We start from the raw sequence: 25,279 nt of genomic DNA, 5'->3' as shown, positions 1-25,279 counted from the left end.
TTGCTATTCCGTTATGATTTATTTTTTCTCGGGCCATCCTTTACCCTCGAGTTTTTCAAGTTCTGCTTGCGCTACCATGAAGTCAAAGAGAGACTGATGATAGTTGAGACGTGCCTGAAGTAGGGCTATATTTGCATCGTTTACCTCCAGCAGGGTAGCCTCGCCCGTCTCGAAACGTTTGTTGGCTATCTTATACCCCTGCTCGGCAAGTTTTATCGCCTCTTGGCTTACGGTATAGGTTTGTACGGCTCTACGCACTTTGTCCAAAGCATCCTTTTGAGCTATGGTAAGTTGGCGTTCGACATCTCTCCTGTTGAGTTCAAACTGTAGTTGCGCTACTTTTTGCTGCTGTACGTTGTAGTAACGTTTCCCCCCAGAGAAAACTGGCACAGAGAGACTGAAGTTGATAGACGAGAAGGGTGTCCAGAGACGCTTATTATCCAAGTCCAGTTTATTACTCGAGAAGGAGAAATTGTACATGCCCGATACCGAGAGAGTGGGTAGGAATGAAGCCTTTGAGAGCTCTAAAGAGGACTGTAGTATCTTTTGTTGATGTGCCAACTCTCGCAGGGTGGGGTTGTTGTTGAGGGAACTATGCTCGGCAGATATGTAACGATCGATGATTTCGGGGGCATAATCTTTGAGGGTTCCTTTGGGATAGATTTGCGCTTGGGGGGGCAATCCCATCAAAACGAGTAGTGCGTTGTTGGCTGTATTGGCGGCATCTTGAGCTTGTCGCAAGTTGGGTTCGAGGTTTTTTACCTGCACCTCACTGCGCAAAAGGTCGTATTGAGCTACTAACCCCTGCTTATAGTTGTTTTCGACAAGTCGGAAGTTGTTCTGTGCATTTCGGTAGCTGGCCTCCAAAACTTCATAGGCATCTCGAGCTAATAGCGTTTGTAGAAAGGCTTTGCGTACTTCGGCAACTTTGTTGATTTTTGCCGTATTGGATTGCTCCATTGCGAGCGCAAGGTTCTCCTTACTAATTGCAATACTTTTCCACAACTGTGCATTAACCAGAGGGAGGGCAATGTTTATCCCTCCTTGTATATTATTGGTACGTCCTATCTCTATACCTCGGGACAGCATCTCCTCGGGCATGCTACTGGCACCAGGGAAGCCATCGAGATACATAACCTGCTTCTTTATAGTGTAACTATAATTTCCCGAGAGGTTTACGCTGGGGAAAAGCTGTGCCAAGGCTTCACGATAGGAGTATTTTTGTTTTTGAATCATAAGTTCCCCTACCTGTACCGAGCTGCTCTCGGAAAGAGCTATCGAGATGGCCTCTTCTAAAGAAATTTCTCGACGGTGAGGAGGAGAATTCGTGGTGTTTGTTGCCAAATTGCTGTTTTCTTGGGCTAAACTCAGGGTGGTAGAGAAGCCCAAAAGCGTTAGTGTAAGTCCTAAGAGAAGGAATAGTCTATCCTTTGTCATATATTCTTGCGTTATTTCCCTTGTTGTGTGTCTCGGAGGGTAAGTTTTCTTGTTTCTATCCTTTATTTCTTTTGTCCCAAATAGGCTTTCTTATTTTTCTTTAGATGGACAAAACGAGGAGAGTTTAATACGTTATCGTTTTTTTTCTTTTGTTTTAAGGGCAAAAATAGAACAATTTTCTATTGGGTTTATGCCAAACTCTCCCTTATTATGATGTTTTTTTGTAGAAAGTTCCCTTGCCGTTCGTAGGGCTCACATACAATCCCGATATTTTCAATTCCTCTCAGCACTGGAAGGGGTGTAACAGGAGAGAGCGATACCTTATAGATACCGCTGGTAGGAAAAGATATTTTGGGAAGGTAAATGAATGTATTCTCTCGTAATGCTACGCCTCGCCCCGACCACTTGCCCGACTCAACGGCAAGGGGGATAGAGAGCGTATCGGTACGACTATAGCCCCATTGATTGGCAATAGTGCTCTGCAACACGATATTGTTATAATCGTACTCATTGTTGTGTCGCACCAAGAGATGTATGCGGTAAGGACGATGCGCCTCTGTGATAAGAAGAGGAATCTCAATAGGGGTGTCTTTTTCCCATCCCGAGGTTGGCAGAGAGCAGTAAGTTACCGAGAGCTCCTGTGAAGGTCTGCAATGCGTTAGCAGCAGTAGTAGAGCAAACCCTAACAAGCTTACAAGAGGGGCACTTTTTTCCTTCACGGGAGTCGTTCGTTATTACTGTTCGTTCGGCTTTTCTGTAATCTTCTTTTCCCCTCTTCTCCCTTGATGGCGCGGAGCTTTCTCTTGAGGATTGCCCTCGTTGGGGGCAGTGTTACTGCCTTTGTGGTGCGTGCGATGTGCGTTGCGGGGGCTATTATTCCGCCTTCGGCTTTGTTGCGGTCTTTCCTCGCTTGAGGAGGGCTCGGCAGAGGCTTTCTCTTCTACCTCCTTGGGGGCTTCCGATGCTGTTTGAGCCACTCCCTCTCTCGGTTTATTGTTCAGACGTTTCTTGCGAGAGCGTCGTTTGTCGCCATCAAAGCGAGTGATAGAGTTCGCCTCCAGTATATCTGTAACCACATTTGTAGGTGCTGTTACCTCCTCGAGCAGTACTTCGGGTTTTTCTCCTCGTTTGTTCATTTCGATAATCTCTCTTACCCGACGTAAGGAGAGGGTTACACTATTGGATAGGTTCCCCCCCTCGGGTACGTAGGTCAGTTCCAGTCGTAGCAGATCCCACTTGACAAATCTGTAATTCTCCGTCTGAGTAGAGAGGACGATATTCTTAGGAGGCATCTTCTTTTGCGCCTCAAGGTAGGTGTTGACCTCAAAGTTGGTACAACACTTTAGTTTGGCGCACTGACCTGTAAGTTTCTCGGGGTTGAGGGTTAATTCTTGAAAGCGTGCGGCTGTGGTGTTTACACTCTTAAAGGTAGTCATCCATTGCGCACAGCAGAGGGGGCGTCCGCAGGGGCCGATACCGCCGATGCGACCTGCCTCTTGGCGCGCTCCAATCTGTTTCATCTCGATGCGCACGTGGAAAGTTTCTGCCAGCACACGTATTAGTTTACGAAAGTCTACTCGCGAGTCGGCTATGTAGTAGAATATTGCTTTGCTGCCGTCGCCTTGGTACTCTACATCGCCAATCTTCATGTCAAGCCCCAACTCTTCGGCTATTTGCCTTGCTTTGATCATAGTGGTGTGCTCCCTTTGCTTGGCTTCTTCCCAGCGTTCTATATCGTTGGGCGTGGCAAGGCGGAATATCTGACGCACCTGTTCGCGTGCGTTCTCGCTCATTCGCCTGTAACGGAGTGCCGCAAGGGTACCCGTTAGGGTTACGCTCCCTACATCGAAACCAGGAGAACCCTCTACCGCTACGATGTCGTCTTTATGTAGCTCTAAGTTGAGAGGATTCGTAAAGACTACCTTACGGGTATTTTTGAATTGGACTTCTATATATCGGTTATCCTGTACATCCTTCGAGAGGTCTGCCATCCAGTCGAACGAACTAAGGGGGCGTTTGCCACACCCTTTGCATCCGTCGGCGGATAGTTTTGCACCAGGAAGTTTATAGTGATCTTTTGCCATTTATTTTACAGTGTGTACTATAATTCATTTTGTAAAGGTAGTAGTTATCGGTCAAACTATCGACTACCTTGTTCAAAAGAAATCTTTTGCTTAACCTCTTCTTTTCATAGGGAAAGAGGGGGCATTCTTCGTCGTGTAGGCTTTTGTTTTTTGGGGGTTAGTGTGTCGTAGAGGGTGCCTGTTGTCATAGCCAAATTGCACTCATGGTGTGATCTTATTTTTACATCGAGGAGTTTTTAGCCTCTTTCTATCTTTCGTAATGGGGGTGATGGCCAAGCGACTTTGCTTCTTTGTCTGAAACTTGCTCACCTTGATGGAAAAAGAGGAGAGGTATTGAGGAAAAGTGCCAAAGCTCTTAAGCTAAAAGCTGTTTCTGCCTGAGAAATTCTTTATATGCAATCTGAATATATATATATGCAATCTTAATATACATATATTCAAGTTGAAAATATATATACGCAATCTGCAAATAAAGAATTGCACTGATCCTAATGAGGTTTTGAGTGGAAGTAAATAGCTTTTCTGTCGATTCGTAACTGTTTATTAATGCCTTTGTTCAGAGATTAGATGGCTACCTTTGAGCTTTCGTGCAGAACCTTTGGGCAAAAAGTATGAAGGATTGGCCTCGAATGACTATTTTTGTAGTTCAGTTAAACATATAAGGGCTTTGCCCAACACTACAGAGAATTATGCAAGATAGAGGTGAAGAATTGACCCTCCTTGGAGGGAAAACAACCTACAAACAGGACTATGCGCCAGAGGTTTTGGAGTCTTTTGTGAATAAACACCCCGAACGAGACTACTGGGTACGTTTCGTATGCCCCGAGTTTACAGCACTCTGCCCCATAACGAGTCAGCCCGATTTTGCCACACTCTATATAGATTATATCCCCGATATACAGATGGTAGAGAGCAAAAGTTTGAAGCTCTACCTCTTTAGTTTTCGTTCGCATGGGGCTTTTCATGAAGATTGTGTCAATATCATAATGAATGATTTGATCGCCTTGATGAACCCTAAGTATATAGAAGTAACGGGGGATTTTCTGCCACGTGGGGGCATCAGCATACATCCCTACTGTAATTATGGCCGTCCTGGTACACGCTATGAAGCGTTGGCCGCCGAGCGATTGGCGCAGCACAATAGAGGTTAATAAAAGAATGTATAAAGAGGCATGAAAAAGAGGGTTATAGCTATTATCAATCCGATATCGGGTATTGCATCGAAACACAAGGTGCCTGCTCTGCTTGCCTCTGCTTATCAGGATAGAGAGGAGGAACTATTTCTCACATATACCAAGGGCGAGGGGCACGCTGCCAAGGTCATAAAAGAGGCCATGAAGTATGGCTTAGACTCGGTTATCGCCGTCGGGGGCGATGGTACCATCAATGAGATTGCCAGTACACTCAGCGGTACCGAGGTAAAGTTGGGTATCATACCCAGAGGGAGCGGTAATGGTTTGGCGCGAGCTCTCGGTATTCCTATGCAGAACGATGCAGAGGCGGTGCGTATCATCACGGAGGGAAAAGTTGCTCCTATTGATATGGGACTTGCCAATGGATTGCCCTTTTTCTGCACTTTTGGCGTGGGGTTTGATGCACAGATTACGAAGCGATATGACGATGCCGCTACGCGTGGCTTCCTTACCTATATAAAGTCTGCCATAGATGAATACATATCTTTCAAGCCTCAGGAGTATAAAATCTCTATTGATGGCCATGATATCGGGGGGAAAGCCTTCTTGATAACCTGTGCCAACATAGAGCAGTACGGTAATAATGCTTATATTGCGCCCAATGCCTCCCCGTCCGATGGACTTCTGGACTTGGTGATTATCCGTCCTTTGGAGGGTATTCATGCGGCACAAGTAGCACTGCAACTCTTTACAAAGACAATAGATAAGAATGCCCGTATCGAATCGTATCGAGGCTCCAATATTGTCATAGAGCGCAAAGAGGCAGGTGCTGCGCAGATAGATGGCGAGTCGGTACAGATGGGCAAAAAGATAGAAATAGGTATACGCAAGCAAGACCTTCTTGTATATGCTCCGCTTGAGTTTGGCGATCTTACCCTGTAGTCGTAACTTCCCTACTACTGTAAAAAGGACGAAGCCTCTGTAAAGAGAGTTGGTTATTATAAATTCAGAAAACTATGGATATAGATATTCAGCAGATAAAACAACGCTTTGGAATTATAGGCAACGCGCCTTTATTCCTGCAGGCCCTGCGCACGGCAGCTCAAGTAGCCCCTACTGATATGTCTGTACTGGTAGTTGGGGAGAGTGGCGTCGGGAAGGAATTTTTCCCTCAAATTATACATCTCTACTCTCGACGCAAACACAATAAATATATAGCTATAAACTGTGGAGCGATTCCCGAGGGGACAATAGACTCGGAGTTGTTTGGGCATCGCAAGGGTTCCTTTACAGGGGCTTTGGGAGACCGTAAGGGCTATTTTGAAGAAGCCAATGGGGGGACAATCTTTTTGGACGAAGTGGGAGAGCTGCCCCTCGCTACGCAAGCACGTCTTTTACGTGTCTTGGAAAATGGAGAGTTTATTCCCGTGGGAGCAAGTCAGCCTGTCAAAACCGATGTGCGCGTAGTGGCAGCTACCAATGTGAACTTGAGAGAGGCTATTCGCAAAGGTCGCTTCCGTGAAGATCTTTTCTACCGTCTCAACACAGTACCTATCGAGGTACCTCCTTTGAGGAAGCGTGCCGAGGATATCCCTTTACTATTTCGTCGATTTGCATCCGATTTCGCTCGACTTTATCAGATACCTCCTCTGGACTTGGACGAGGAGGCCAAAGAGATGCTCCAATCCTACCGTTGGCCTGGTAATATACGAGAGCTACGAAATATTACAGACCGGATGAGTGTTCTTGAAGAGGCTCGCCTTATAGCACCAGCCACACTGCGTAAATATTTACAGCAGGAAGGGTTGCAGGATCTGCACCCCGTACTCGTAGCCTCGGCAGGAGATAGCGATAAGGGAACGCATAACTTTGCCAACGAACGAGAGATTTTGTATCAAGTGCTCTTCGATTTACGTCGAGAACTCAATGAGGTAAAGTCAAAGGTCAATGAGCTACTCCCTCAAAAGAGTAGGGTAGATGAGCGTGCACCCCAGATTTTTTCGCCCGCAACATCGGGGCAAAAGTCAGCAGATATTACAGCCGTGGAGGCTACCGCCCAGTTTTTACCCCTCACTCCTGCACCCCTTGCTGCCACAAGAGCGGCCGATGAGACTGTAATCGTCGATAGTGAAGAGTTGGCAGAAGAGGAGTTGCCTACCGACGGCTCTATAGTTACACTGCTCGATGGAGAGAAGTTTTTGATTAAACGGGCTATGGCTAAAAATAAAAATGCTACACGTCAAGAGATTGCCGACCAATTAGGTATATCGGTACGTACACTGCATCGCAAATTAAAGGAGTATGGTTGGGAGTAGTTATAAACGTTACTTGCTCGGTGTGGGTAGCCTTCTTTTAGTGCTTTTCTTGGGAGGGTGTAGCATCTCGTACAAGTTCTCGGGTACCTCGATAGATTATACCAGAACGAAAACATTCTCGGTGTCTCTCTTCAACAACCAAGCTCCACTTGTTTACCCTCCGTTAAGTCAATCATTTACCGAGAGCCTAAGAGAACTTTTTCGCCGTCAGACCCGTCTGGAAGAGGTGGGGCAGGCGGGCGATTTTTCTCTCGAAGGGGCTATTGTAGGCTATGATTTGGCACCTGTGGCAGTACAGGAAAACTCATATGCGCTCCTAACACGCTTTACGATGACCGTATCGGTGCACTTTGAGAACAGTGCCAACCCCAAGAAAAATTTCGATAAAAATTTTTCCGCCTATACCGATTTTGAGAGCAGCTCCCTATTTTCAGATGTGCAGGATGATTTGGTACGACAGCTTACAGAGGATATAACCAAGCAGATATTCAATGCTACGGCAGAAGACTGGTAAAAATGACAGCAGAAGATTTGAATACCTATCTAAAAGACCCTTCGTTGCTCCATAAGGGTACACTGGACGACCTGAAATATATGGTCGATAATTACCCCTATGCCCACACGTTTGTCTTTCTATATCTCTATAACCTTGCATTGGTAGAGGATATTCGTTATTTCGCCGAGTTGCAACGCTTAGCCCCTTTTTTGGCCGACAGAAACAAACTCTACGTGATGGTAGAGAAGAAATATATCGCCTCCTCTTCGTCGTCAAGAGAAGAGCACAGCTCCGATAGCTTTGCCTCGGTAGACCGTTTCCTGGAGCAGATGGAAGAGAAAGGGGCATCCGCTGTGTCTTTGCCTGCCGACTTCGTCTCCTCTTCGGGTGATTATTTTTCAATCCATGGCATATCTTCCGATGCTACTCTACAAACAGAGGGCGGGGAAACTTTGGCAGCTCTGCATCAAGATATCTCTTTGACTCCTCAAAACGCTGCCGTACCTGCTGTAGAGCTGACCCAAGCGGTGGGCGAACCCGACGATGCCGATGCTCCGATCTTTACCGAAACACTGGCGCGGCTCTATATAGAACAGCATTGTTATGACAAAGCGTTAAGTATAATTCTCTCTATGAAAGATAAAAATCCAGAAAAAAGTAGTTACTTTGCAGATCAGATACGTTTCTTAGAACGCTTGATAGAGATTAGTAAATAAATTAGATACATACAAAGGCAATGTTTATATTTTTGACTATTTTGATTTTGTTGGCAGCGATCTTACTCATATTGCTCGTTGTTATTCAGAACTCTAAAGGTGGAGGTTTGGCTTCTGGGTTTTCTTCAAGCAACCAAATCATGGGAGTGCGTAAGACAACCGATTTTTTGGAAAAAGGTACATGGTGGTTGGCAGGAGCGATAGCCTTATTGAGTATCGTATCTACACACTTCTTGCACAGCTCTATTAATGAAGAGAAGCAGGTATTGGAGGTAATCGAGCAAACTACGCAGGAAGAACCTGCACCTCAGTTGCCTAACTTGGGCGAAACTCCTACGTTGCCTACAACTCCTCAATGAGGCGTTAAGTAAAGGATCGTAAAAACATATTTTGAGATATCAGGAGTTCGGCTCTCTCAGATAGAGAGGGGTGAACTTCTTTGTTATATTTCTTTGTAAAGAGGATTTTTATGGGGGCTAAAAAGAGCGATAAGATCGGCCTTTTTCCATAATCCTATTACACAATACCTTCCTTTTGTTGGTCAGAAGTTTTATTTGCAGTACCATTGCAGGCGCAAAGAAAATCAACAAAGCTCTATGCCTACTCGTTTAATAGCCGATGCCTCGCTGCCCTATATAAAAGGGGTATTGGAGCCAGTGGCAGATGTACTCTACTTGCCCTCTCAAGAGATTACTCGAGCAAGGATTATAGCCGAGAGAGCCGAGGGGCTGCTCATTCGTAGTGTAACTCGATGCAATGCTACTCTTTTGGAGGGAACGGCTATACGATTTATAGCCACGGCAACGGCTGGGTTTGACCATATAGATACCGCCTACTGTGCAGCACAGGGCATAGAGTGGCACAATGCCCCAGGCTGTAATGCTCGGGGGGTGGCGCATTGGGTTATGTGTGCGCTCTCTCTAATGGCTGTGCAACGTCGTCGCCCCTTGAAAGAAGAGAGTTTGGGCATTGTAGGGGTGGGGAATGTTGGGCGTAACCTTTTGCAGATGGCAGAGGGTTGGGTTGGCGAAATCTTACTGTGTGATCCGCCCAGAGCAGAGCAGGAAGGAGCCGAGGAGTTTCACTCTTTGGAGCATTTGGCAGAGCATTGTTCTTTACTTTCTTTTCACACACCTCTTACGCGTGAGGGGTGTTATCCTACCTATCACCTTATCAACTCAAAGTTGCTGGCACACTCTTCGCCACGAACTATTGTTCTTAACGCTGCTCGAGGAGGAGTAGCCGATAGTCAGGTCTTGCTGCAAGCCCTTCGATCAGGAGGTATAGAGAGTGCTATGCTCGACTGTTGGGAGGGAGAGCCTCATATAAAAGAGGAGTTATTGCCCTTTGTGCATCATGCAACACCCCATATCGCAGGTTTTTCTGCCGAGGGGAAAGCGCGTGGCTCTCGTAGTGTGGTAGAGGATACTCTTCGTTTCTTTGGTTGGGAGGGTATAGATCTTTCTGTCATTAAAGTGCCCGATTTGGAGCATCCCTTTATTACTATTCCTCCAGAACATGCTCTTTGGCTCGAGGAAGTATTCCTTCAAACTTCCGATACTATCCGTCAAGTCGAGGTTGTTTTGCGCAAAAATCCCTCTCTTTTCGAGGCACATCGTGTAAATTACCCTTTTCATAGAGAGCCCGAGGCTTATATCGCTATAGGGGGAAATGCGCATCAACGAGCTATTTTACAGCGGATAGGCTTTCGCCTCGAAACATAGCTTATTGGATCGTACAGCCTGCAAATACTTGTACGGTACGCCCTATTATCTCTAAATTTTAGTAGTATAGTGCTTTTTAGTACCTTAGTGGACTGAACGGGCTACTTTTTCTAACGGGGAAAAGCGATACTCTTCAAAGACTCCAAAAGGAGAAGTAGCGACGTATGGCTTAGATAGAAAAAAGAGGTATGAAAATCCCTATCATCAATAAATCTGATAATCCTTTGCCCCGATATGCGACCGCTCTCTCGGCAGGGGTAGATCTCTCTGCCTATTTGCAAGAACCTGTGCGTTTGCAACCTGGGGAGAGACGATTGATACCTACGGGTATTTCGATTGCTTTACCATTGGGTTACGAAGCACAGATACGTCCCCGTAGTGGTTTGGCTCTAAAGAAAGGGATTACGCTACTCAATACGCCAGGAACCATTGATGCAGATTATCGAGGAGAGATAGGAGTTATCTTGATCAACCTTTCGCAAGAAGAGGTAGAAATTGTTTCTGGAGATCGCATTGCCCAGATGGTAATAGCTCGTTACGAAGCAGTGGAATGGGAGGCAGTAGATACTCTCGACGAGACAGAACGGGGAGCTGGCGGCTTTGGCCACTCTGGAATTAAAAATTAGAGTGATACAAAAGGCACATTGTATGAGAGCTTTATCCTTTAAGCAACTATTCGCGATATGTATAGGAGTAGCATGTTCGATCTCTTTTTTGTATGGACAGACTCCAGACCAAAGGGTTATCGACAGTGTGCGCTCGCAGTTTCTTTTCGAGCAGGGGATGATAGCCCTCCATACAGATAAACCAACCTTGGCTTACTATTTACTCTCTTCTTCGTTTAACTATTCTCCCTCTGGAGCTGCTGCGCATGCTTTGGCCGAGTTGACACAGGGGCGTATGTCTGACCGCTCTTATGAGTGGGGCAGAAAGGCTTTTGATTTGTCTCCTTCGGAACAGCGTTATATGCAGACTTATGTGAATGAGTTGCTCCAGAAACAGGACTGGAAGGCTGCCATAGAAGTACTTGAACGCTATAGAAAGTATGCGCCCACAGAGGTGGAAGCAGCGATGCTACTCACAGAAATCTATATTGTAGATGAAAAGCCCGACAAGGCAAAGAAACTCTTTGACGAGATGCGACCTCTTATGATAGATACACCCTATGAGGAGGTTATGCACCAGATACGTTTCAAAATCCTCCAAGCAATGGGGGCAGATCTTAAAGAGGTGCGCCTTTATGCAGAAGACCTTTTGAAGAGTCAGTTGCGAGCAAACCCCGAGAAAGCTATGTCTGGAGTTTCCTATCTACTCTCGATGGGAGATGCAGAGGGTGTAAGGGAAATCGTCAATCGACTGCCTGAGGCGGAGCGCAATCTCCCCTCCAGCCGAGTATTGGTTACTACCTCCTTTATGATAGAGGGGCGTCGAACTGAGGCAAGTCACGAAATATTACAGCTGTTGGCATCGGGACAATTAACTCCCGATGAGGCTTTGGTAACGCTTTTACCTTTATTACAACGAGAAACTCAAAAGGGTGTTTTACCCCGAGAATACAATACGGTTTTTGAGGCATTACTCGCCCTTCACCGTGATAACTATGACTTGCATGCCTCTTATGTAGCACAATTGTATGGGCAGGGAGATAATGATGGAGCCTTAAAGTATCTCTATAAACTCTCGCAACTATTCCCTAAAGAGCATCCCGAGATATGGTCGGCTCTTATAGAAGAGCGTTTGATGGAGGGAGATTTTTCTGCTGCAGAGCGTTTTATTGACGAAGGGTTACAGCAGTATCCCAAAGAACCTTCGCTTATCGTTTATAGGGGACTCATCAGAATGGCGCAAGAGAAGTATACTTCGGCAAAGGAGCTTTTCCTACAAGCCTTACAATTCACTCCTGCCGAGGAGCATACTGTACGGGCAGAAATATTCTCGCATTTGGGCGATTTATACTACGCACAAAACTCTTCGCAAGAGGCTTTTGACTATTATGAAAAGGCTCTTGCCGATAATCCCAAACAGATAAACGTGTTGAATAACTATGCCTATTACCTCGCAACAGAGGGCGGAAATCTTGAAAAGGCTGCCCGTATGGCGGCAAAAGCTGTAGAGCTACAGCCCGAAATGCCTTATATCTTAGACACGTATGGTTATATCCTTTACTTGCAGAAGAACTATACTCTTGCCGAAATCTACCTTCGTAAAGCGATAGAGAACAGCGTGGATAATCCCGATAGTCGTGTTACCTATCTACTCCACTATACAGCTGTTTTGGAGGCTTTAGGTAAAGTTGCCGAGGCCATAGAACTACTCCAAAAGGAGTTGCAAACGAATCCTAATGAAGAGATAACTGTAAGAATAGAGTATCTCAAAAGTTTGAAGAAGTGAAAGCAAAAGGAACTTTTCTTCCCCATTATTTACTCTTTTGGGGTTTTCTATTTGTGTTATTTTCGTGCAGCACGCGCAGAGAAGCGTTGGAGTCTCCGACGACTATTGCCGTACGTCCGCAGGACTATTTGAGACAGTTTACCGAAACGAGAGTAGAGCCGATAGCTTGGCAGGGGTCGGGGTCTTTAGGAGTAGAGGTTTCTGGTTTCTCAATCGATGTACGTACAGATATATCCTTTTTCCCAGGCTATGGCTTTTTCTTTTCTTTCCGACCTATGCTCTTTGCAGAGGTGGCTCGCATTTATATTTTGCCCGACGAAGTAATCGTTATTGATCGATATAATGAGCGTTACTTCAGAGCTTCTTATGATTATCTAAGTGAGCAAATTTCTTTTTCCCTATCTTACTCGATGATAGAAAGCCTTTTTTTGGGAGAGGCGGTACGTCCTTATGAAAAGGTGGCCTTTGCCGAAGAGGGCGCGGTAGAATTACACCCTCTGGGTGCTCCCATATACCTATACTATCGTTTGAATGATCTTATCCGTCCGCATCGAGCTATGACTATGCCTTTGTTTAAGGGGGTATACGCAACGATCGATTATGCCTCTTACTCCGATCGATTGCCTGGGGCATTGCCTACCGATATAAATATCCAAGTTTTCCGTCAGGGCTATAAACAGGTCGGACTGCACTACGTAAGTCGTACGCTACGTCGAGATATCACCGCTGCCGATCGTTTACGTCCAGAGATTCCTGTGCAATACAGAGAGTTGACGGAGGATGAGATAGCCCGTTTACTCAGCAGTTTATTCCAAGATTAAACCCTATATAGCATGAAACGTATTCTATATATTCTCATAGCCATAGGTTTGGCACTTTCTACTCTGACTTTATCGGCACAAACGAAGTCTAAAAAGGTGCAAAACCTTGAACGTCAGCGCAAGGCTGCTATGGAGGAAGTGCAGAAAACAAGCAAAGAGTTGAATAAAGTAAGCCGAGATAAATCGAAAAAGCAACAAGAGGCCAACCTCTTAAAGAAGAAGGTAGTGCAGCGAAAGAAGCTGATAAACCTCTTGGATGCCGAGATAAAGGAACTTAATGGGGATATAGATTCGCTCCAGAAACAGGAAACACACCTTAAAAGTGAGGAGGAGTTGCGCAAAGAGGCTTATGCCCGTTCGGTAGTAGCTTTGCAGCAAAGGAGGTCTATTACAGACCCTATGCTCTTTGTACTCTCATCTCAGGCCTTTGACCAAGCTGTTAGACGTATGCGTTTTGTATCGCAGTATGCTTTGGCGCATCAAGAGGCTTCTGCCAAATTAAAAGAGACCCGCGTCGCTTTGGAGCAGACCCGTATATCGATAGAAGCGAACCGAAACAGCAAATCGAGCCTTTTGGTACAGCGAGAAAAGGAGTGCAACCTCCTCCAGCAAGAGCAGAAACAACGCCTTACAGAGGTACAACAGCTACAAGGCAAAGAAAAAGACCTCAAGGCACGCCAACGCAAACAGCAACAACAAGTAGCGGCATTGAATAAAAAGATCGAGCAGCAAATAGCTTTCGAAATTGCCGAAGCAGAGCGAAAGGCAAGAGAAGAACGAGAAAGACGCGAGCGAGAAGCCGCAGCGCGCGGGGGAAAATTACCCGCTACCGAGGAACGAAAGGCTGTCACAAAAGGAGGCTATCCGATGACGGCAGAGGAGCGAAAGCTCGGGGGTAGTTTTGCTCAAAATAAAGGCAACCTGCCCGCTCCAGTCAATAATAATTACCGAATTATAGGACACTTTGGTGTACAGCAACATAACCAACTTAGCAAAGTGCAAACCAACAATAATGGTATCGACTTGGAGGTACCTAACGGAACCAGTGCACGTGCCGTCTTTGAGGGCGTTGTTACCTCTGTTTTTGTGATAGAGGGAGATAAGGTTGCAGTTATTGTGCGCCACGGTAACTATTTGACGGTTTATTCCAACATAACCAATGTAGTCGTGAAAAAGGGGCAGAGGGTTAAAGCCCATCAGCCCCTGGGACGTGTGGCGGTCGATAGTTTCTCCAATAAGGCCGTTCTCAACTTCCAAGTATGGCACGAACGTACAAAGCAAAACCCAAGTTCATGGATACGATAAGATTGATTCGCTCCGAAGAGGGTATCTCATTGCCCGAAGGAGTAGTTCTTTCCACTCCCTTAGTTGCTACTATGGGGGTATTTGATGGTGTGCATTTAGGACATAAGTATCTCATCGAGTGCCTCAAAGAGGAGGCTCGTAGAGAGGGACTTTCCTCCGCCGTTATCACATTTGACCAACCGCCCATAGCGGTGATAAGACCCGATATTCCCTATGAAAAGCTTCATTCGGAGGACGAAAAACTAATACATCTTGCCGAGACGGGTGTCGACTACGTGATCGTTCTCCCCTTTGACCGTCCGTTGGCAGCTCTCTCTGCAGAGGAGTTTTGCGCCCAGATATTGAGTAAAGAACTCTCTGTGCGTAGGTTGCTTATGGGGTACGATCATAATTTTGGGCGTCCTCCACAAAAGGGAGCACCTCCCACAGACTATCAAGCTATCGGCAAGCGATATGGTATAGAGATATTACCTCAGGGACCTATCTTCGACGAAGATATGAATTTGCCCTATAGCTCCAGTACCGTACGTAAGCTCTTACGGGAGGGGAATCTGACCACAGCGAACCGTTTCTTAGGGTATCCCTATTGCCTGAGAGGTGCAGTAATAGGAGGTTTAGGCTTGGGGCGTAAGTTGGGTTATCCAACAGCTAATATCGAATTGGAAGACGACCATAAACTAATCCCCCCTCATGGAGTATACGCGGTATGGGTTTCTATAGAGGGAGTGCGGTATGGAGGTATGCTTTATATTGGACGACGCCCATCTATTGCCGAAGGATTGGAGGAGAGTATCGAGGTTAATATCTTTGATTTCTCGGGCAATCTGTACGAGAAAAAAATTTCAATTGAATTGATGGCGCATACAAGAGGAGAGATGTACTTCGATAAGCACGAAGACTTGGTAGCGCAGATTGATAGGGATTTCGAGCAAGTGCAGAAGGTATTGACCGAAAATCCTCGTTAAGGTAGAGGGGCTTGTAGCACATACACTCGTCTCCTCTTTTTATAGATTGATTAAAGCTGTTTGAATAGAAAGCCCCCGAGCCTCACAGAGGTTCGAGGGCTATTTTTTTGACCTGTACGTCGCTCTTTTAGGTGTTATGCTTTTTTACTCGTGCGCGTTAGCAGGGTACTCATTCTGCTTGGGGTCTTCTCCGTACTTATTAGTTCCGATATTACCATCTAACAATAGGAAGACAAGACCCACAATGGGACCAATAAGAGGTATGAAATTGATGAAAAACCACCAACCGCTACGTCCCGTATCGTGCAGACGACGAACATAAACGCATATGCCTGGTATGAGAAAGATAAGAGCTACAATTTGATTGATAATAAAAGGCGTACTCCCGTATAGTATGAGCATATTGTTTACCATATCGTTGGGATTATTTCGCACAGCCTCCATGTACTCGATAACGGGTAATCCAAAAACCGCTATGGCAAGGACATATAGTCCGTTTACGATGAGAAACTGAAAGAGAACATAATACCAATACTCTCGACGACGTGCGCGTCCTCTAAAGTTCCATGTCTTAAATGCTTTGCTAAAATAACCAAATCCATTCATAAGAAGTGTACATTAAGTTGTTAGTATTCTTGTAATAATTGTTCTTTTAATTGGCAGGGAAAGAGCCTCTTTGACGAGCAGAGATACACCCGTAATAGGGATAATCTCTAAAACACAAGACCATTCTCCCAAGGGAAAGATGGTCTTGGCTCTATGTCGCATAGGGAAGATAGTTGCTTGTACAATCAACTATGCTCATAATCTTTTTCTAACAAAGAGTAGTTTGAGATTATACCGTCTACAATAAGAGTATGATAGCTCTAATCCCTACCCTGTTTGTGTTAGAGGCTCTGTTTAGTGTTGTACGATGATAGGAACCAATTTAGTTGCTCCCTCTTGCTCGGTAACACGTACGAAATAGTTGCCAGGGCTTAATTCATTCGTTGTGATCTCTACAATACTTTCTGCCTTTTCTTGGCGGAAGATTTGTCTTCCCTGAATATCAAAGAGAACTATAGAAGCCCCCTCGGTACACTCTACTGTAATATTTTGGTCGGCAACCGTAGGATAGACTTTTACATTCTCTGCTTCTGGAGCATTGATAGCTACTTTTTTGTTGAGGCTAATCTCAATATCATCAAGCATAATGCCTGGTCCCTCTCTTAATGTTTTGTGTACAAAGGCGAGGGAAATACGTTGGCCTTTGAAGCGAGAGAGGTCTATACTTTCTACTCTCCAACCTTGATCTTTTTCTGAACCATACCCATCTTGTAAGAGGAAGAGGAAATCCGATGTCTTGATCGTTGCCCCTATCGCCGCATAAACCCGATACTTATCCTTTTTATTTTTAGTACTAAAGAAACTGTTTACTGCAAAAGTCAGTTTAGGCTCTATATCGTCATCGTTGGGAATGTTTATAGCGGGTGAGATAAGCCAGTTATTTGGATACAATTCGATACCCTCGAACGTGAATTGATTCTCGTCAGTTCCACTGGGGGTTGCCTTAGTCGGATAGAAACTCCAAGATACCAACGAATTTTTAGACTTGTAGCCGTAGCCAAAGTTCTCTCCAACTGTAATGCCCAAACGCTCTAATTCTCTTTTTGTATTTGTCCATGTGTAGTTGTCTCCATCCTTTCTTAGCGTACGCCATCTGGAGGGGAAGTTACCATCTTCCATATCGATCTTCACTGGAAAATCAGTACGGTTGCCATCATACACCTTGAACTCAGTTTCACTGGTCGCTGTACCATATTTGTTGGTTATGGTAAATGTAACCTTGTAATTACCAGGATTGTCCCAAACTACTACAGGACGCTCTTTGGAAGAAGTAACGGTTCTTGCACCCTCAAACTCCCATGCAAAAGAGGTGATGGGGCTATCAGATCTGTAGTCGGGTAGCCAATCGATTTCCTCTCCCGTATAAGCAAATTTGATGGCTTTAGGAGTGCTTGCTGTAGGAGGAATTGGGCGTTCTTTCGGTGCAGGGCAAGATTTTAATAGCTCTCTCATAAGAGCGATATTTCTGATAGTACCCTTACCATAAATATTTGCATATTCACCTCCAGGGCTTATGAATGCCACTGTAGGGTAACCTTCGAGTCTTATGCCCAAAGCGGCCATTAGTCCCTTATCGCTAATGACGGGGTAGGGTACTTCTTCCTGAGTACCACTAATCAATGTCCAGTTTCTGTCGTTTGCTCTAATCTTATTTTCTGGAGCTCCTTGAGCTTCTACCCAAAGGATTATTAAGTCCTGTGATTGACGTCCATTAGGGCCAAACTCTTTGTCAAGAGCTTCTAAATAACCATTGGTGTGAATAGCCCAGCAGGGTCCGCACCATACGGCTGAAAAATCAATGAGTATTTTCTTCCCTTGACGGAGTAGTTGTTGAATGTCATGTTTGTTTCCCTTCAAATCGGTAGCAATGTACTCTGCCGAGGAAATCGGTGTCCAGCTGAAAGTGTTGTACACGGAGCTTTGCCCCCAAAGAGCCAATACTCCCAAGCAAAGAGTTAGGCAGAAGGTAGTAATTCTTCTCATCGTAATTTTATTTTTTATAGTTATTCTCTGATTAACATCTGCTCTTAAAAAAGGAAATCAGTCTCTTAAATAAAGAGGTTAGGTAATATAGCGTTACAAATATAACTATTTTTAGAACAATTTGTTCTATCTGCATATTATGTTCTTTATATATTCCCTCTGCAGATAGAATAGTATTTCTTGTCTCGCCTCTTTGGAGAGAGTGATATAAGGGTGTAATACTAACTTTATAGGCTTGTTTTTGTTTGCTATATACCTTTTGAAAGTTAGCTCATATGCTAAGTTGAGTTTCCATATATCAAAACTTTAGTTAGCATATGAGCAAACAAAAGTTGATACATGCCTTAGAAATCTAATATGCCGCCATCGTATAAGTTGCCCCCTTGAGGTTTTGTGAATGCTTCCCAAAAGAAAGAGGCTCCTCTACATCAAAGTAGAGAAGCCTCTCTGGGTTATGTGCTCAAGCAATCTTGCCTCAGTAGGCTAAAGATAGCTTGGTGTGAGCATTTCGATTAGCGTTTTACGATCACAGGAACTACCTTCATAGCACCTTCGGCTTCTACAACGCGAACGAAGTAGTTGCCTTCGCTAAGAGCTACTGTATTGATACGTACTTTGCCGCCTTCTACACGAAGAGTTTCAAGCTGACGACCCATTACGTCGAATAGGACTACAGTAGCATTTTCTGCTGCTTCAACAAAGAGTTCGCTGTTAGCTACAGTTGGGTACACTGCTACGTTCTCAGCTACAGGGATAGTAGAGATACCTACTGTACCATCCAATGTAATACTTAACTTGTCAATCCCAACGCCCGAACCTCCATCAGGATTGTTTGATTCGTGTACGAAAGCAATTGTTACGCGTTGTCCTTTGAACTGAGAAAGATCAATAGTCTCGGGTTGCCATCCTTCTGCTCCCTTGCCAGGAATCTTAGGAGCTACCAATTCCACTGTAAAGGCAGTAGGATCTATCGTAGAGGTCGTAGAAGCCAATACTTTATATTTGTCGTTAGGTTTAGTAAAGAAACAACCAGAGGCAAAGAAGAGAGTAGGCTTCGCTGCATCGGCAGGAATATCGATAGCAGGTGAAACAAGCCAGTTTTTAGGTTTGTGAACATCTCCTCGGAATTGTAGCCCTTGTGGTCCTTGAACCGCCTCTGTAGGGTAGTAAGCCCAAGATACGGCATGGTACAATGAGTTGTAACCGAGCTTAGCTCCTGGGTTCAGCGTGAGGCCTAAGCGATCAAGCATGGCCTTAATGTTTTCCCAAGAGTATTTGTCTCCGTCTAAGCTGAGTGTGCGCCACTCATTCCATGGAAAGCCTCCATCATCAAAACCAGCTGCTATGGGGAAGTCTGCGCCCTTAAGTTCTTTAACAACGAAGTCGCGTTCTACCTTAGTTTCTCCATATTGGTTAGAAACAGCAAACTTTACCTTGTAAGTACCAGGGTTAGCCCAAGACACCTTAGGTTTTTCTTCGGTAGAAGTGGTGGTATTAGCCCCTTCAAATTCCCACTTAGAGCCTGTAACGTCTGCTACAGAGCGGTATTCAGAAGAGAACTCGATAGTTTCCCCAGCGTAAGCATACGACACAGAGCGTATATTCACAGATTGAGGTGCAGCGTTAGGATTGGGAATGTCTTCGAGAAGAGCCGCTATTTCGTCTGTTTTTATATCATCGAAAGCACCTACAGCAAATCTTCGAGCATCTGTAAATTGCCCAGTGGGAGCCAGAAGAACAAGTGTAGGAACAGCAGAAGTATTTATTCCTAAACGACCCCCTAAAGATTTATCGATGATAACAGGATAAGGTACTTCTTCCGTTGTACCGTATTTCAAAGTCCAATTCTTGTCGGGGTTCTTAATTTTTGCTTCAGATGCTCCTGTTACTTCAACCCACAAGACCACCATATCCTTTCTCACGGTTCCCTCTGGACCGAATTTTTCGTAAAATTTTTCAAGCCACCCTTTTTGATGTACCATCCAACAAGGGCCACACCACTCGGCAGAAAAATCAATCAAAACAGTTTTTCCTTCAAGGAGTAAAGCTTGGATATCAATTTCATTACCTTTCAAGTCGCGAGTCTTATAACCATCAAGTTTTAAGTCTTCCCACTTGTAATCTTCGTATGCACGAAGAGAGTTTGCGTCCCTGAGGACTACAGGTGCCGATGTTTGCATCGTCTTCTGAGCAAAGACGCCACCCGAGAGTGTAAGTGCAGCGGCACATAGCGTAATTAATTTCTTCATAATGGTCTCAAATAAAATAATTATGTATTAAACGTTATTCTCTTTTTCAATGTAGTTGGAGGTGTGTACCCGCAGTAAGACGATAAAATCTTTCCGATACAAATGTAGTAGTTTTTTTATGAGAAAGATGTTTTAGGTTGTTAAAAATAGAGGCACTTCACAGCTGTTTTGTGGATTTAGTTTATAAGAAAATATAAAAAGGAGCGGTGAGAGCTGTGTATTCGGGGGTATATTCCCCCTCTTTTGTGCGTAAAGAGAGTGTTGTTATAGGGCAGAAAGTATCCTCTTTATTACTTCGCTTCCATTCGCTTAGTAGACGCTTTGGGGCTTTACCCTCTACTGTGACAACAGCTGTGAGACGATGAGGGGTCAATCCGACGGCTGTAGCCTCTATGCGTAGTGCGTCGAGTTGGTCAAAAGGGGTAATCAAGGCCAGTCTTCCCATGGGGCGTAAGAGACGGAAAGCCCAAGGAAAAAGTTGTCGAGCCGAAAGGGTTTCTGTGTGTCGCGCCTGCTCTCTTTCTTGAGATCGAGTAGTTACTCCAGAGGGGAAAAAGGGAGGGTTGGAGACGATAAGATCTATCGAATGGTCGGGAAGAGTTAGAGCATACTGGGCAAAATCATCATGTATGATAGAGATACGCTCCGAGAACGGAGAGGATAGGACGTTGTTTCGAGCTGTAAGGCTTGCCCCCTCTTCTATTTCTACTCCTGTCAAAAGGGCACTGGGATACCGCTGAGCCAGCATAAGTGTTAGTAGCCCGGTTCCAGTACCTACATCTATAATAGTAGTGGGCGAGGAGATATTTGCGGATGAAGCTTGGGAGAAGTGTTGGGGCTTCGTCGGATTAAGCCGTGAGGAAGACGAGGATGTCTCTAACGCAAGCGATGCCCAGCTGCCTAACAATACACCATCGGTACCGATACGCATGCCACAACTCTCTTGCCGTAGAGAGAATTCTTTGAAGTGCATTATATCTTCGCCAGCCATGAATGTGCTCTCTTTGTACTGCGCAAAGTTATAGCTCTTCTTCTAAAATTGATATAATGTTCTGGTTAAACAAGGATGGATTTTTAGCCACGACTTCTCGGCAAAGTCATCTATTCTCCCTTTCTTTGCTGAGTAGCGTAATAACGGCAATAGGGAGTTAGTCCGCATTCCTCACATTTGGGCTTGCGAGCCAAGCATACATATCTCCCGTGGAGGATAAGCCAATGATGCGCTTTGGGTATTAAATGTGCGGGAATATATTTGACAAGTGTTTCTTCTGTTTGGAGAGGAGTTTTTGAGTTTGTGGTGAGGCCTAAACGATTGGATAGGCGGAATACATGTGTATCTACTGCCATGGCAGGCTTGTCGAAAACAACGGAAGCTATAACGTTCGCCGTTTTTCTGCCTACTCCAGGGAGCTTCATCAGTTCTTCTCTTTCGGAGGGTACTTCTCCGCCGAATTGGAAAGAGAGCATCTTGGCCATTGAAGAGAGGTGTTTGGCTTTGTTGTTGGGGTAACTGATACTTTTTATAAGGTCGTAGATCTCTTCCACCTTGGCTGTCGCCAAACTTTCTGCCGAGGGGAAATGCTTAAAAAGTTTAGGAGTAACCATATTTACTCTCTTGTCGGTGCATTGTGCCGATAAGATAACAGCAACGAGTAGCTCAAATGGGGTGGTGTATTCCAGCTCTGTTTCTGCCACAGGCATATGCTCCTCAAAGTATTCTATAATGTGTTTGAAGCGTTCTTGTCGAGTCATGAGAGTAAAAAGAATCCTTTTCTTGCAGTTCTAAGGAGAGATTGTTTCGGTTAATCCGCTCGCTGCAATAAATCTCTTACAACAACAGGAAAATAAATGTGTTCTAAGCGATGTATCCGCTCTGCCAAAAGATCGGGAGTGTCTGTATCTGGATATACAGGACAGGTTACTTGACAGATTGTCGCACCGTGGTCATACTCGGCATCGACAAAATGTATAGTTATACCCGAGAGTTTCTCTCTCTGCTGTAAAACGGCCTCATGTACATAGTGCCCATACATCCCTTTTCCACCAAAACGGGGTAAAAGGGCAGGGTGGATATTTACAATCCTCCCTCCAAACTCCTCCAGCAAAGGCCCAGATATTTTCCCTAAGAAACCAGCTAATATAATCCAGTCGATTTTTTCTTCTTTGAGGAGTTGGCAGGCAGTAGCCCCTTCCGAAAGCTCCTTCCTCGAAAAGTGTAAGCATCTTACACCTAATCTTTTACCTCTCTCCCATATGCCTGCTTGCAGATTGTCACATATAATGAGGGGAAATGAGTACCCCTCCTCAGCCCCTAATTGAGTTATTAAATTCTCGGCATTACTCCCATTGCCACTGGCAAAAATTGCTATCCTTTTCATCGGTTATAGTAGAGATTGTTCGCACACATATGCATTCTTTGTGCAAGAAAGTTGTATATTTGCTTCCAAGTTTTCCTCAAGATTAGGCAAAAATGTCTTTCTTTGTGGCAAAGATAGTACGAAAGGTACTATCTAAATATAACCCCTATTATAAATATAGGGTGGTATGTGATATTTAATAAGTGAGTATATAAATAGTTTATAAACCCTCTAAACAGAGTAAAAACAATGAACGAAATTCAAGAAAAAGTAGTAGAACTTATCGTAGATAAGCTTGGCGTTGAAGCAAGCGAAGTAACAATGGAAGCAAACTTCACCACAGATTTAGGTGCAGATTCACTCGACACAGTTGAGCTTATGATGGGCTTCGAACAAGAATTCGATATGAAGATTCCTGATGAAGATGCTCAAAAGATCCAAACTGTAGGAGACGCTGTAAAATATATCGAAAGCCATAAGTAATATGGAATTCAAAAGAGTCGTAGTTACTGGTCTTGGAGCCTTGACCCCATTAGGGAATAGTGCCAGTGAGACTTGGGATAATCTTTTGGAGGGGAAGAGTGGGGCAGGTCCCATCACTCTCTTCGATGCTTCGAAGTTCAAAACTACATTTGCTTGTGAAGTGAAGGATTTCGTCCCAACGGATCACTTTGATCGTAAGGAGGCTCGTCGTTATGACCGCTACACGCAGTTTGCATTGGTTACTGCCAAACAGGCTCTTGAGGATGCAGCGGTAGATCTTGACAAGATCAATAAAGAACGCGTCGGAGTTATCATTTCATCGGGTATCGGAGGGTTAAGTACTTTCGAAGAGGAAGTAATGCAATACTCTCCCGAGGTAGGTCCTCGTTTCAATCCGTTCTTTATTCCAAAAATGATTTCAGACATTGCTGCAGGATTAGTTTCCATCCAGTACGGATTTAATGGTCCCAACTATTCGGTTGCTTCTGCCTGTGCTTCTTCTACAAATGCTATTATCGATGCTGCTATTATGATTCGTTTAGGAAAGGCAGATATGATTTTGGCAGGAGGTAGTGAAGCATCGGTTACGGCGGCTGGTATTGGTGGCTTTACAGCAATGAATGCTCTTTCTACACGCAACGATAGTCCTCAGACAGCAAGTCGCCCCTTTAGTAAGAGTCGTGACGGTTTTGTATTGGGAGAAGGTAGTTGTGTGCTTATATTGGAAGAGTTAGAGCATGCTCTTGCACGTGGAGCGAAGATATATGCCGAGTTTGGTGGTTTTGGGCTATCTGCCGATGCGCACCATCTTACAGCAAGTCACCCCGAAGGATTAGGCGCACAGCTCGTTATGAAGCGTGTGCTTGAGGATGCGGGCATGACACCTGCCGATGTAGATTATATCAACGTTCACGGTACGAGTACTCCTGTTGGAGATGTTAGTGAGGTTAAGGCTATTAAAGCTGTCTTCGGAGAGCAAGCTACTCGCTTGAACATTAGCTCAACGAAATCAATGACGGGGCACTTATTGGGAGCTGCTGGAGCTTTGGAGGCATTTGTTGCCGTGAAGTCCGTGGCAGAAGATGTTATCCCTCCTACGATTAACCACTCCGATGATGATGATGATGATCCCGAAGTAGATCCATCATTGAATTATACATATAATAAGCCTTGTAAGAGAGAGGTGCGAGTAGCAATATCCAACACCTTTGGTTTTGGAGGTCACAATGCTTCTGTGCTTTTTAAGAAATACAAATAAGTATTTGTTGGGCTCAATGCTGTATAATATTTACTAACAAGTAAGGGACACTTCCTTGATAATAATGAAAAGGGTGTCCCTTACTCTTTGTATCATTGTAGAACTCTCAGTATACCTATACTACATCGTCTATGAATTGGACTTCGGTTTTGAACTTTTTCTCATTAAACTACTCTGGAAAGTTTAGAAGGAAGAAGAACGAGCCAAATTGGGCTGTATTAGAGAGTATTTTAGATTTTAGTGTTCGCAACAAGGAATACTATCGCCTCGCTCTTATAGACCCGTCTTGTCATCACGCAGGAGCGCAAAGGCATTCCAACCAAAGGGATAATGATCGTTTAGAGTTCTTGGGAGATAGTGTCATAGGTGCTATTGTTTCAAAGTATCTCTATCTGAAGTATCCCGATAGCCTTGTTGGTCCTATGTCTGAAAAGAAAGCGCGCATTGTATCTCGAGAAATAGGAGATACTATAGCCAAACGAATAGGAATAGATAAAGTCCTCATCAAGAACAAGAATAATCCTTTGGCAAAAGATGCTTTAGGTAACGCTTTGGAAGCTATTGTCGGAGCAATCTTTTTGGATAAAGGTTTTGAGCAAGCCGAGAAGTTTGTTCGGCAAAAAATGATTTCTATTTTCGAAGAAATCAATCAAGAGAATCCAGATCTGGGGATTAATTTCAAGAACCGACTGCTCGAATGGGGCTTAAAAGAAAAAGTAGAAGTAGATTTCCGTCTCATACACCATAGACCAGGCCCTTGTTGTACCTTTGTATCTCGAGTGTATATTAACGGAGTTGCTTCGGGAGAGGGTAAAAGCTCTACCAAAAAAGGCTCTGAACAGATTGCTGCCAAGAATGCACTTTCTGCTCTTCTGAAACAGCCTTCCATTTTATCCTCAATGAATTAAAACCAATCCGCCCCGCGAAGAGAGACTTCTTATCGAAGCAGAAGTAGA

Annotated in this window: 24 protein-coding genes; 15 read left to right on the top strand and 9 right to left on the bottom strand. The window is 44.6% G+C overall.

The annotated features are described in order from the left end of the window. Positions 1-18: 18 nt before the first annotated feature. The 3 genes from B5D06_RS04315 to ricT form a co-directional block, all read right to left on the bottom strand. Positions 19-1,437: a TolC family protein gene (locus B5D06_RS04315; protein WP_078736792.1), complete on the bottom strand. Its 1,419-nt coding sequence runs from the start codon at positions 1,435-1,437 to the stop codon at positions 19-21. Positions 1,438-1,625: 188 nt separating this feature from the next. Next, a complete protein-coding gene (locus B5D06_RS04310; protein ID WP_078736791.1) occupies positions 1,626-2,156 on the bottom strand; it encodes a gliding motility lipoprotein GldH in 531 nt (176 codons plus the stop codon). A gap of 15 nt (positions 2,157-2,171) precedes the next feature. After that, positions 2,172-3,521 (bottom strand): PSP1 domain-containing protein, encoded by a 1,350-nt coding sequence (gene ricT / locus B5D06_RS04305; protein WP_078736790.1) that lies wholly within the window; start codon positions 3,519-3,521, stop codon positions 2,172-2,174. Positions 3,522-4,210: 689 nt separating this feature from the next. On the opposite strand from ricT, the gene queF reads away from it, so the two are divergent. From queF to ribF, 12 genes are all read left to right on the top strand, one after another. Then, the gene (gene queF, locus B5D06_RS04300; protein ID WP_078736789.1) at positions 4,211-4,672 is read left to right on the top strand and encodes a preQ(1) synthase; all 462 of its coding nucleotides are present in this window, start codon (positions 4,211-4,213) and stop codon (positions 4,670-4,672) included. Positions 4,673-4,693: 21 nt separating this feature from the next. Next, entirely contained in the window at positions 4,694-5,596 is a 903-nt protein-coding gene (locus tag B5D06_RS04295; protein WP_078736788.1) for a diacylglycerol/lipid kinase family protein, read from the top strand. 74 nt (positions 5,597-5,670) lie between these two features. Then, positions 5,671-6,969, top strand: coding sequence for a sigma-54 interaction domain-containing protein (locus tag B5D06_RS04290; RefSeq protein WP_078736787.1), 1,299 nt, complete (start codon positions 5,671-5,673; stop codon positions 6,967-6,969). Then, a complete protein-coding gene (gene lptE / locus B5D06_RS04285; protein ID WP_078736786.1) occupies positions 6,956-7,483 on the top strand; it encodes an LPS assembly lipoprotein LptE in 528 nt (175 codons plus the stop codon). Before B5D06_RS04290 ends, lptE begins: the two co-directional genes overlap by 14 nt. A 2-nt stretch (positions 7,484-7,485) precedes the next feature. Further along, positions 7,486-8,181: a hypothetical protein gene (locus B5D06_RS04280; protein ID WP_078736785.1), complete on the top strand. Its 696-nt coding sequence runs from the start codon at positions 7,486-7,488 to the stop codon at positions 8,179-8,181. 20 nt (positions 8,182-8,201) lie between these two features. After that, positions 8,202-8,540 (top strand): preprotein translocase subunit SecG, encoded by a 339-nt coding sequence (gene secG, locus B5D06_RS04275; protein WP_078736784.1) that lies wholly within the window; start codon positions 8,202-8,204, stop codon positions 8,538-8,540. Between the two features lie 237 nt (positions 8,541-8,777). Then, on the top strand, positions 8,778-9,905 hold the full coding sequence (locus tag B5D06_RS04270) for a 4-phosphoerythronate dehydrogenase (protein WP_078736783.1): 1,128 nt from the start codon (positions 8,778-8,780) through the stop codon (positions 9,903-9,905). Positions 9,906-10,093: 188 nt separating this feature from the next. Next, complete coding sequence (gene dut, locus B5D06_RS04265) at positions 10,094-10,531, top strand: dUTP diphosphatase (RefSeq protein ID WP_078736782.1); 438 nt, start codon at positions 10,094-10,096, stop codon at positions 10,529-10,531. A gap of 22 nt (positions 10,532-10,553) precedes the next feature. Then, the gene (locus B5D06_RS04260) at positions 10,554-12,296 is read left to right on the top strand and encodes a tetratricopeptide repeat protein (RefSeq protein WP_078736781.1); all 1,743 of its coding nucleotides are present in this window, start codon (positions 10,554-10,556) and stop codon (positions 12,294-12,296) included. A gap of 86 nt (positions 12,297-12,382) precedes the next feature. Continuing rightward, positions 12,383-13,117, top strand: a complete 735-nt coding sequence (locus B5D06_RS04255) for a lipoprotein insertase outer membrane protein LolB1 (RefSeq protein WP_234989553.1) — start codon at positions 12,383-12,385, stop codon at positions 13,115-13,117. Positions 13,118-13,129: 12 nt separating this feature from the next. Further along, on the top strand, positions 13,130-14,422 hold the full coding sequence (locus tag B5D06_RS04250; RefSeq protein ID WP_078736779.1) for a murein hydrolase activator EnvC family protein: 1,293 nt from the start codon (positions 13,130-13,132) through the stop codon (positions 14,420-14,422). Continuing rightward, the gene (gene ribF / locus B5D06_RS04245; protein WP_159442690.1) at positions 14,410-15,387 is read left to right on the top strand and encodes a riboflavin biosynthesis protein RibF; all 978 of its coding nucleotides are present in this window, start codon (positions 14,410-14,412) and stop codon (positions 15,385-15,387) included. Before B5D06_RS04250 ends, ribF begins: the two co-directional genes overlap by 13 nt. Positions 15,388-15,531: 144 nt before the next feature. Here ribF and B5D06_RS04240 read toward each other — a convergent pair whose 3' ends face one another. From B5D06_RS04240 to purN, 6 genes are all read right to left on the bottom strand, one after another. Next, positions 15,532-15,993: a DUF805 domain-containing protein gene (locus tag B5D06_RS04240; protein ID WP_078736777.1), complete on the bottom strand. Its 462-nt coding sequence runs from the start codon at positions 15,991-15,993 to the stop codon at positions 15,532-15,534. 294 nt (positions 15,994-16,287) lie between these two features. After that, positions 16,288-17,976 (bottom strand): T9SS-dependent choice-of-anchor J family protein, encoded by a 1,689-nt coding sequence (locus B5D06_RS04235; protein WP_078736776.1) that lies wholly within the window; start codon positions 17,974-17,976, stop codon positions 16,288-16,290. A gap of 512 nt (positions 17,977-18,488) precedes the next feature. Then, positions 18,489-20,225, bottom strand: a complete 1,737-nt coding sequence (locus B5D06_RS04230) for a T9SS-dependent choice-of-anchor J family protein (protein ID WP_078736775.1) — start codon at positions 20,223-20,225, stop codon at positions 18,489-18,491. Between the two features lie 181 nt (positions 20,226-20,406). Next, positions 20,407-21,216, bottom strand: a complete 810-nt coding sequence (locus B5D06_RS04225) for a tRNA1(Val) (adenine(37)-N6)-methyltransferase (RefSeq protein ID WP_078736774.1) — start codon at positions 21,214-21,216, stop codon at positions 20,407-20,409. A 110-nt stretch (positions 21,217-21,326) separates the two neighbouring features. Then, positions 21,327-21,977, bottom strand: a complete 651-nt coding sequence (gene nth / locus B5D06_RS04220) for an endonuclease III (protein ID WP_078736773.1) — start codon at positions 21,975-21,977, stop codon at positions 21,327-21,329. Positions 21,978-22,027: 50 nt separating this feature from the next. Then, the gene (purN, locus tag B5D06_RS04215) at positions 22,028-22,603 is read right to left on the bottom strand and encodes a phosphoribosylglycinamide formyltransferase (RefSeq protein ID WP_078736772.1); all 576 of its coding nucleotides are present in this window, start codon (positions 22,601-22,603) and stop codon (positions 22,028-22,030) included. 228 nt (positions 22,604-22,831) lie between these two features. On the opposite strand from purN, the gene B5D06_RS04210 reads away from it, so the two are divergent. The 3 genes from B5D06_RS04210 to B5D06_RS04200 all read left to right on the top strand — a co-directional run bounded on the left by B5D06_RS04210 (position 22,832) and on the right by B5D06_RS04200 (position 25,231). After that, the gene (locus B5D06_RS04210; protein ID WP_025842694.1) at positions 22,832-23,065 is read left to right on the top strand and encodes an acyl carrier protein; all 234 of its coding nucleotides are present in this window, start codon (positions 22,832-22,834) and stop codon (positions 23,063-23,065) included. A gap of 1 nt (position 23,066) precedes the next feature. Continuing rightward, complete coding sequence (gene fabF / locus B5D06_RS04205; protein WP_078736771.1) at positions 23,067-24,323, top strand: beta-ketoacyl-ACP synthase II; 1,257 nt, start codon at positions 23,067-23,069, stop codon at positions 24,321-24,323. A 131-nt stretch (positions 24,324-24,454) separates the two neighbouring features. Beyond that, entirely contained in the window at positions 24,455-25,231 is a 777-nt protein-coding gene (locus B5D06_RS04200) for a ribonuclease III family protein (protein ID WP_078736770.1), read from the top strand. Positions 25,232-25,279: the final 48 nt, after the last annotated feature.

Origin of the sequence: Porphyromonas circumdentaria, from assembly GCF_900167105.1 — a bacterium.
Taxonomy (GTDB): domain Bacteria; phylum Bacteroidota; class Bacteroidia; order Bacteroidales; family Porphyromonadaceae; genus Porphyromonas; species Porphyromonas circumdentaria.
This window is presented reverse-complemented; position numbering and strand designations above follow the sequence as displayed.